The organism is Burkholderia sp. JPY481 (genome assembly GCF_038900515.1).
In the GTDB taxonomy this organism is placed as follows: Bacteria; Pseudomonadota; Gammaproteobacteria; order Burkholderiales; family Burkholderiaceae; genus Paraburkholderia; species Paraburkholderia youngii.
This window is the reverse complement of record NZ_JAYMRT010000061.1, coordinates 1-8,465: the sequence shown is the minus strand read 5'-3', so window position 1 is coordinate 8,465 and position 8,465 is coordinate 1. Positions and strand designations below refer to the sequence as shown.

The window sequence follows — 8,465 nt, the reverse complement described above, 5'->3', positions numbered from 1 at the left end:
TGCGAAGAGAATCGTGAAGCCCAGCAACGCTCCCGACGCGGAATAGACCGAGAAGTCCACCGTATCCGTGATGTCAATTTCGAATACCGCCAGCAATAGAGGCATGACGGATATGACGGTGGTCGCGATAACCTTCCATTCGAGCAGCGCCGCGATCGGCGACGGAAACAGCGTGACGATACCGTACAGCACCAGAACACACGTCCAGCTTTGGCCGTGACGGAGGCCGCGCGCCACACAGATACGTTATAGACATCAAGGTAATGCCGGATCGCCTCTTCAAGTTGCCGTGTCGAGCGATGCGTGCCACGTCGAATGTACTTCTCAGTGAGCGTGGCGAACCAGCGTTCGCCCTGATTGAGCCACGACGCGGAAGTTGGCGTGAAGTGAACATGGAAGCGCGGATGACGAGCGAACCAGTTTTTAATCGAAGGCGTCTTGTGCGTACCGTAGTTGTCCATCACCAGATGCACGTCCATTCCGGCGGGCACGCTGGTGTCGATCGTACGCAGGAACTGCAGGAATTCGCTGCTGCGATGGCAGCCGATGCAATTCACCGATGACTTCGCCCGTGGCGATGTCCAGTGCAGCGAACAGCGTCGTTGTGCCGTGGCGCATGTAGTGGTGAGTACGGCGCTCGGGAATGCCAGAGGCCAACGGCAGTATGGGTTGTGTGCGATCCAGCGTCTGGATCTGGCTCTTCTCGTCCACGCACAACACCATTGCTTTCAGGGGTGGATCGAGGTACAGGCCCACGATATCGCGAACCTTGTCAACGAACAGCGGATCGCTCGAGAGTTTGAAGGTCTCCTGCCGATGCGGCTGCAGACCAAAGGCCCGCCAGATTCGGGACACGGCTGTCTGCGAGAGGTCCATCTCGCGAGCCATCGTGCGCGTACTCCAGTGCGTCGCTCCCGTAGGTACCGACTCGAGCGTCTTTGCAATAACAGCATCGACGCGCGTATCGTCAATCGTTCTCGGCGCGCCGGGACGCGGCGCATCGAGCAAACCATCGGGCCGATGCGCCACATAGCGCGCACGCCACTTCGATACCGTTTGCTGGGTGACCCGCAGTTTCGCCGCGACCGTCTTGTTGTCGATGCCGTCGGCGCAGGGCCAGCACGATCCGCGCTCGCAATGCCGCCGCCTGTGCTGTCTTGCGGCGCATCGTCAGGGCCGTGAGTTGCTCGCGCTCAGCTTCGCTCAGCACGAGCCCCGCCTTGGGTCTTCCGCTCATCGCCGCCTCTTCGAGTCCGTGGCATTCATTACACGGTACTACAGGCAGCAAATTATTTAACGAATTTTAAACTCACGAGACTAGTGTTCCGTCCCGGAAATAACTTTGCATAGCCGAGCCACTTTCTGAAGGATGGAATCGGCGGCTGCCGTCCAGACGAACGGACGGTTGTGCTGGTTGTACTGCACAACATAGCGCTCAATGCTGGCAATGAGCTGGCGTACATTTCTGAAGGAGCCGCGCCGGATAGCCTGCCGCGTGATCAGGCCAAACCAGCGCTCCACCTGATTGAGCCAGCTCGAATACGTCGGCGTGAAGTGCATGTGATAACGGGTGTGCTTCGCCAGCCATGCCTTGACCTTGGGGTGCTTATGCGTAGCGTAGTTATCGACAATCAGATGCACGTCAAGCTCCTCCGCAACAGCCTGATCAACGTGCTGCAGAAAGGCCAGAAACTCCTGATGTCGATGACGCGACTTGCATTGCGCGATGACTTCGCCCGTCACCGCATTGAGCGCAGCAAACAAGCTTGTCGTGCCATGCCGGATATAGTCGTGCGTAACACCTTCGAGGTAACCAGACCCATCGGCAACACCGGTTGCGTTCGCTCGAGTGCCTGGCACTGGCTCTTCTCGTCGACACACAACACCAGAGCGTTGGTCGGTGGGCTCAGATACAAACCGACAATATCGCGCACCTTCTCAACAAAGTACGGATCAGTAGAAAGCTCGAAGCTCTTCGAGCGATGAGGCTGCACGCCGAACAGCGACAGGTACCGGGCTACCGAGCTCTTCGAAATACCCGTTTGCGCAGCAACAGAACGCACACTCCAGTGCGTTGCCCCGCCCGGCTTCTCATGCAGGACCTTCGCCAGCAACTCGGCCACCGCTTCGTCGTCATGCGCGCGCGGTCGCCCCGGGCGCGCTTCGTCATGCAGGCCGGCAAGCCCCTGGGCGACAAAACGCTTTTTCCAGTGCGTGATCGCAGGAGGCGTTACTTCACATTGCATCGCTATTTCCTGATTCGTATGGCCGTCAGCGGCCATTAACACAATTTTTGCCCGGCGCACCAGCGAATGAGGCAGCGACCGCGAGCGGCTCATCGACCGCAATTGCTCCCGCTCCAGTTCCGAGACCACCACCTCGATTCCCTTGCGCCCCATGATCGCCTCCACTCAACATCACTTGATCATAGAGCAACATAATTAAATGCAAAGTTATTTCTGGGACAGAACACTACATAACAACGATCTCGCACAGACCACCTATTTGCACCATGTATGGACGACTCCCTGTTGTCAAGCAGTCTCAGTTTTCTGGCATCAGGTCGAGGTTGCAGCCATGTATCCGGGCTCAGTTGGCAGCACTCGCTGCGGGCCCACGATGAATATCCGCGAATGGGTACCCGATCAGAGCCTCGGGCTTGGTTGCCCTTGGTGCAAAGCGGGTTCGGCCCACCACGGTCCGACCGTTCTGCCATCGAATTGAAGTCTGCTCAAGCAACCTCTGGAAGTGAACGCTGTTTCACTGCTAATAGCGGGACCTGTCAATTTGTCACGCTGGTTCGCGTGGGCACATGGTCCGCCTGAAAGGGCTGATTTCGTATCAGCATGGCCCACGCCGTCCGTGCATTCTTTGCCGCGAGCGCCGCAGCAGCGATATTTTTGTGCCGGCGTCGACACAGTTTCATCACCCAGGAATCAGCCATTTCGGGTTTGCTGGCTGCCATACGAATAACCGCGCGGGCGCCGTGAATCAGAAGTGTTCGTAATGCCGTATCGCCGCGCTTGCTGATGCCCAGCAGACGCGGCGTGCCGCCCGAAGAATGCTGACGCGGCACCAAACCCAGCCATGCAGCAAGTTCGCGGCCGCTGCGAAAAGATCCGGCGTTGCCGATCGAGGCTGCAAGGGCCGACGCGGTAAGTGGCCCGATCCCGGGTATTGTTTCGAGAAGCCGACCGGGCGCATCCGTGCGATGGATCGCGCGGATACGACCTTCGAGCTCAGCCACCTTGCTGCCAAGTTCGCGCAAGTGCTCGACGAGCATCTGGATTAACGCCCGGAACGGCTCAGAATGCCCATCGTCACGAGTGGAAAGAGCGGCCATGGCCCGTTGGCCAAGCAGTTGGATACCCTGTGGCAGCACGATGCCGAATTCGCCAAGAAGCCCGCGGATCTGGTTGGCAAGTGCTGTGCGTGATTTGACCAGACCGGCGCGTGCGCGATGCAGCGACAGCACTGTCTGTTGCGCCTGCGTCTTGAGTGGTACAAAGCGCATGTTCGGTCGCGTTATCGCCTCGCAGATTGCTTCGGCGTCGGCCGCGTCGGTTTACGTAAGGCCGGACGAACTGCGGGGCGATCAGTCGAACGGTGTGTCCGAGCTTGGTGAGCTCACGGCCCCAGTAGTGCGACGAGGCGCACGCTTCCATGCCGATTACACACGGTTCGAGCGTAGCAAAATACCGAAGTACATTCGCGCGTCTGAGCTGTTTGCGTACAACGATTTCGCCTTGCGAATTCACTGCGTGAACCTTCATCACGCTCTTGGCCAGATCCAGTCCAACAGTCGCTATATTCATGATGAACGCTCCTTTGCCGTGGACGTCACGACTTCTCCACTTTGGCATAAACCGCTCGCTGGGTAGCGGGAGTCGTCCATCACATCAGAGCCCCAATCAGCGCTTCAAGGGTTTCACCGGCCAGCGCCCTGCTGGTGCCGGTCTTAGCGGCGACCGCATCGACGAATTCCTGCTTGTTCATGGTGGCTTCCGCAGACGTTGTGAAGATGCCGCCACGCTACCTGATCCACCGGTGTGTGCGCAATCGGCAGGCACCTCGACGCAGCTCGCGCTGTTTTCCCTCCGTCCGAGCCTGGCCCGCTGCCGGACGCGGGCGAAAGCTTGCGGGTTGCGCGACCCCGGCTCGATTGACGCCGCGGCGCGAGGGTCAATCGGGCCGTCAACGACATCAATGCCGGGAACTGGCCCGATCGGGCGAACCTGCGAATCGCGCCTCCTTCAGCCGCACTCAGCCGGATGACCGTCGTGCACGACCCCGACGCCTGAAAGTCCGGTGAATTCGGAAACCGACGGACATACTGTCCCGAAATGAAGGCCCGGATAGCCCCAACTATCCGAGCCTCAATTTGCGGAGTATTGTTGACGCCCCGTTAGCCGGCCCCACTGTTTGAGGGTTCGTGGACAGCGCTGCGATGCCATTGCGGTGTGGCGCGGTCTACGCGAATTAGGTGCGCTACTGGGTTTGAACGGCACCCTCGAGGCGGCACACCCATCCGCCCCGAACCCATTCATTTGCGATGCGAATCAGTGTTATCCAAACAATCGATTTTGTAGCTTGAGGCGAAATGCCGCATAGTTGCTTCCTGCGACGCGCGGCACAGCTTTCGACTATCCGCGCCAGAAAGAGAGCTTTCCTGACGTGCCCCGATGCAAGCGACTCCATCGGAGCGGGTATCCATCCGAACGTCAAAATTAATTTTCTGCGTGAGCGGATACGAGCAATCATCGGAGCCGTGGCAATGACTGTATCGATCGTGATAGTGGGTGCCGGCTTTTGCGGGACGATGACGGCCATATGGCTACTGTCGGATCAAACCGCGAAGCCCCTGTCGATCGCACTGGTCGATGACAGCTATCGCGTTTCGCGCGGTATTGCTTATCGGTCAGACGAAGAGGGCTGGCTCCTGAACGCCCCCGCACGGACCCTCAGTGTTGAGCGGGACAACGGCAACGGCTTTGTCGATTATTGCCGACTGCGGGGCCGTCCTGTCGAACCCGACGATTTCCTGCCACGTGCGTGGTACGGTGATTATCTTGCACATCTGCTAAAACAAGCCGTCGAAAACCCCGGGAAGCATCAGTTTTCTCAACATGACGGATACGCCGTCGCGCTGAAACCCGTCGAGGATGGCCGAACGAAGGTTCATTTGCACACAGGTGTGGAGATTTCTGCCGATCACGTCGTCCTTGCGACCGGGCACAGCGATGGCCGCCGCTCCATCACTGTAGCAGCGACCGGTGGCGCTTCACTCGATCAACGTTTCCTCGCGAATCCCTGGGACGCAGTTAAACTGCGGACCGTGCCGGATGACAGCCATTTCTTCATGTGCGGGTCCGGTCTAACGGCACTCGACGTTGTTTACGCGCTGCACCGGCGCAGCGAAAAGTTGCGCTTCACGCTTATGTCCCGCCGTGGTTTGTTGCCCCAACACCACTGCCAGTCACCGCCGAGACTTCAGCCAGAAGCGCGGCGGTCGCTTCTCGATCAACTGACTGCCGGCCCTAGGCATTGCATCACCGTCGTACGCAAAGTCATTGCTGAACATCGCGCGAGAGGCGGTGACTGGCGCGAGGTGATCGATAGCCTGCGTCCAGCGGTACCGCAGATCTGGTCAAACTGGTCTGAGGCCGACCGGCGCGCTTTCGTGCGCCATATTGCGCCTTACTGGGACACACATCGTCACCGACAGCCAGCTTCCACGGCAGCGCTTGTCGCGTCACTCAGGATGAGTGGGCGTCTCTCGCTTATGGGGGGGCGAATCGAGACAATCAGCGCACATGGCGACGGGCTGCTGCTGGCTATTCGCCCGCGCGCAGCAACGGGCTCGCGCGTTGTGCACGCATCGTATTTCGTGAATTGCACCGGTGTCGGGATGGCTCCGGCTCATCGAGCTACGGCGTCAGATACAGAGCTGCATGCAGATTGCATACACCGGCCTATAGCACACGCGTGTGATTCTCTTTTCGATCAGTTACGGCGCGACGGGATTGCAAAATTTGACTGGGCGGGGTTGTGTGTTGATGAGTCTTACCGCGTGGTTCGAGTCAGTAGCTGTACGAATCCATCTCTGTTTTATATTGGCCCTGCGCTTAGAAGACGCTTTTGGGAGGCGACGGCGGTGCCCGAATTGCTAATGCATATCGAGCGGATGACGGAGATCATAATGCGGCAGGTTTCTGCACATTAAACGCGAGCGCATTGCTTGACAGGGGCGGGGATGCAAGCGGGTTCTGTCGCAGTAAGACCGAGAGGTCGGTCAAGACCGATATGGCATGGATTCCTTGTCCAGCCAGCGAATAGAACTGATGTGCGGGAGTTTGCCAAACGCCGCCATCGTTCACTTTCCCCTTGACGATCATGTGCATGACTTCGATGCCACCTAGATGCTATGTGGGAGGGCAGTGGCAGTAAGCCGGACTGGAGTAAAACGGGATTTCCAGACTCGTTTTCTCCGAGGGAGCACGCAAACGGGCACGCCTGACGCAGCCCTTCCACACAGCATCTAGGGGCCGTTTACATTCGATGAAATGTGCTTACATCTTGTCTTTTGCGCGAGCAGGCCAAGATGATTCGAACGTTATTGAGCGATGAAACGTCTTGCCGGGCAAGGAAGGCGATCCAGAGGACGGCTTCGACAATCGTTCGTCAGCGTAGACGGCCCGCCTTGGATCATTCGCCAGACATCGCTTCGCAACGACGCACGTTGGCTCGCATGCCATCATGCGCGAAATGGCGTGATGCGTTTTCAATAAGCGTAGGCACGTCAAGCGATACCAGCCGGTGTACGACGCACCTGCGTCGGACAAACTCTTGATGCCGCGTCCGGAGGCATGCATCAACGGTCTGGTGACGACATGGACAAGAATGGGGTGATGACGGAAGAGGACGGCGGTGCGCCGCCTTCGCCGGGGGAAGCGGCCATCCTTGAGGAAGCATGCTGGCTGGCCGACTCGGGCCGCTACGCCGACTTCATAGACATCGAGAACGTGCTGCGTTTTGGTTACGGGCTGACCAATGCGCGGGCCCTGCTTGACCGGTATCCGGTTCGCAGGATGCTGAACCGCCGCTGCGCGGATGCCCGCGACGAGCGGCTGGTAGGGCGGTGCAGCATGACGGAGCTATTTCCTTTACTTCCTTAACAATTTCGCTATATTCGGAATAGGCTTGGCCGTTCCTTGGAAGAGATTGTATGTCTACGGCAACCATTCAGGCCTCTGAGTTTTCACGGCTGCTTGTGCGTGCTGCGAAGATGCTGGATCGTACTGGTGCGCGAACTCCGGAAGCGATCCGCAAGGTCGTGGCGAGCTCAATGCAGGCGGATATCGGTCAGCTTCCCGCTAAAAATCAGCAGAGATTCGCACAGTCGATCGCGCTGTTCGCACAGGGCTTCGATGATGCGCTGACGGTCGTCGCCGACGCGGCGGGCGAGCTGACGCTGGCCACGAAGTCCGGAACGGGATCCAGCCGCCGTGTGCCCGCACAACGTGCTCGCTCGGCGCTGCATCACAGGGCCGGGCGCGATGCGGCCATGTCCTCCGTCGAAGCGGAAATGTTTACAGAGGCGATGGCCGCCCGCGCGAAGCTCGCAAAGGAAGGCTCATTGCTTGAGCCTGCGGAATTCATGCGACGTGCGGGGGTCACGCGGCAGGCAATCAACCAGCGGCTGAAGACGGGATCGTTGTTCACCGTAGACGGTCCGAACGGGGTCAGCTATTACCCGGCTTTTTTTTGGACGAGAGCCTCGACCGGCGCACGGTTGCTCGCGTGTCTAGGGCGCTGAAAGAGCTTCCGGGCGCCAGCAAATGGGCATTCTTCACGAATCCGCGGCGCTCGCTGGGTGGCCTTACCCCGCTGGAGGTGATCGGCGGCAAGCAGCCCAAATGCAAGCAGGGCGGTGGCAGCACCCCGCTCGAGAAGGTCAACCTGTCGATGGTTCTGCGGGCCGCAGCCGGCTACGCGGAGGAATAGCGTTTGGCTGCTCGTGTCCTCAAGAATCCGGCAAGGAATTTCAGCACGCTTGAATTGCCGGTTGTAATGATAAAAGCAAAGCGACTGGTCCGTATCTCGAGCTACAGCTCGGGTGAGCCGCATTTTGGGGGCAAGGCGGTGGCGGTCAAGACCGAGGCGCAGCAGGCCGTGCTGGCGCTGCGCCGGATGCGACAGCAATTAGTGAAGTTCCGCACGATGCAGATCAACAGCATACGGGGTTTGCTGACCGAGTACGATGAAGTGATGGCTAAAGGTCGGTCCGCGTTGGATAAAGCGTGGAGCGGCCCCCTGAATCGCCGGACACAGTCTCCCACTTAAAATAGCGGGTAGGCATACGACTGTGTTTTTGACTAACAACAAGCAAGAATCTATGGTCCGCCCCAGTTTTGCAACCCTGACGCTTGATGCTGTGTTGGCTTGCTCGAATCTATCCGGCGTCG

5 protein-coding genes and 6 pseudogenes are annotated in these 8,465 nt (G+C 58.8%); 5 read left to right on the top strand and 6 right to left on the bottom strand.

What is annotated here, in order from left to right; translation table 11 throughout:
* From VSR82_RS39195 to VSR82_RS39175, 5 genes and pseudogenes are all read right to left on the bottom strand, one after another.
* Positions 1-192, bottom strand: a pseudogene (locus VSR82_RS39195) (MFS transporter); the annotation flags it as partial.
* A 5-nt stretch (positions 193-197) separates the two neighbouring features.
* Positions 198-1,237 (bottom strand): annotated as a pseudogene (locus VSR82_RS39190) (IS630 family transposase); the annotation flags it as partial.
* An 80-nt stretch (positions 1,238-1,317) separates the two neighbouring features.
* Positions 1,318-2,399 (bottom strand): annotated as a pseudogene (locus VSR82_RS39185) (IS630 family transposase).
* 383 nt (positions 2,400-2,782) lie between these two features.
* Positions 2,783-3,815, bottom strand: a pseudogene (locus VSR82_RS39180) (IS110 family RNA-guided transposase).
* A gap of 79 nt (positions 3,816-3,894) precedes the next feature.
* Positions 3,895-3,996 carry an HU family DNA-binding protein gene (locus VSR82_RS39175; RefSeq protein WP_498858839.1) on the bottom strand — a complete coding sequence of 34 codons (102 nt, stop codon included), beginning with the start codon at positions 3,994-3,996 and terminating at the stop codon, positions 3,895-3,897.
* Positions 3,997-4,774: 778 nt separating this feature from the next.
* Here VSR82_RS39175 and VSR82_RS39170 point away from each other — a divergent pair.
* Positions 4,775-6,223, top strand: coding sequence for an FAD/NAD(P)-binding protein (locus VSR82_RS39170; protein ID WP_498858838.1), 1,449 nt, complete (start codon positions 4,775-4,777; stop codon positions 6,221-6,223).
* A 103-nt stretch (positions 6,224-6,326) separates the two neighbouring features.
* Here VSR82_RS39170 and VSR82_RS39165 read toward each other — a convergent pair.
* Positions 6,327-6,419: pseudogene (locus tag VSR82_RS39165) on the bottom strand (IS6 family transposase); the annotation flags it as partial.
* Between the two features lie 471 nt (positions 6,420-6,890).
* On the opposite strand from VSR82_RS39165, the gene VSR82_RS39160 reads away from it, so the two are divergent.
* From VSR82_RS39160 to VSR82_RS39145, 4 genes and pseudogenes are all read left to right on the top strand, one after another.
* Positions 6,891-7,175: a hypothetical protein gene (locus VSR82_RS39160; protein WP_375792186.1), complete on the top strand. Its 285-nt coding sequence runs from the start codon at positions 6,891-6,893 to the stop codon at positions 7,173-7,175.
* 50 nt (positions 7,176-7,225) lie between these two features.
* Positions 7,226-7,816: a hypothetical protein gene (locus VSR82_RS39155; RefSeq protein ID WP_498858837.1), complete on the top strand. Its 591-nt coding sequence runs from the start codon at positions 7,226-7,228 to the stop codon at positions 7,814-7,816.
* The gene (locus tag VSR82_RS39150; protein ID WP_498858836.1) at positions 7,801-8,004 is read left to right on the top strand and encodes a hypothetical protein; all 204 of its coding nucleotides are present in this window, start codon (positions 7,801-7,803) and stop codon (positions 8,002-8,004) included. Before VSR82_RS39155 ends, VSR82_RS39150 begins: the two co-directional genes overlap by 16 nt.
* 126 nt (positions 8,005-8,130) lie before the next feature.
* A pseudogene (locus VSR82_RS39145) lies at positions 8,131-8,301 on the top strand (IS110 family transposase); the annotation flags it as partial.
* Positions 8,302-8,465 lie beyond the last annotated feature (164 nt).

Coding starts and splice junctions, on each gene's coding strand:
- VSR82_RS39175 (WP_498858839.1), bottom strand. CDS start 3,996: ATGAACAAGCAGGAATTCGTCGATGCGGTCGCCGCTAAGACCGGCACC.
- VSR82_RS39170 (WP_498858838.1), top strand. CDS start 4,775: ATGACTGTATCGATCGTGATAGTGGGTGCCGGCTTTTGCGGGACGATG.
- VSR82_RS39160 (WP_375792186.1), top strand. CDS start 6,891: ATGGACAAGAATGGGGTGATGACGGAAGAGGACGGCGGTGCGCCGCCT.
- VSR82_RS39155 (WP_498858837.1), top strand. CDS start 7,226: ATGTCTACGGCAACCATTCAGGCCTCTGAGTTTTCACGGCTGCTTGTG.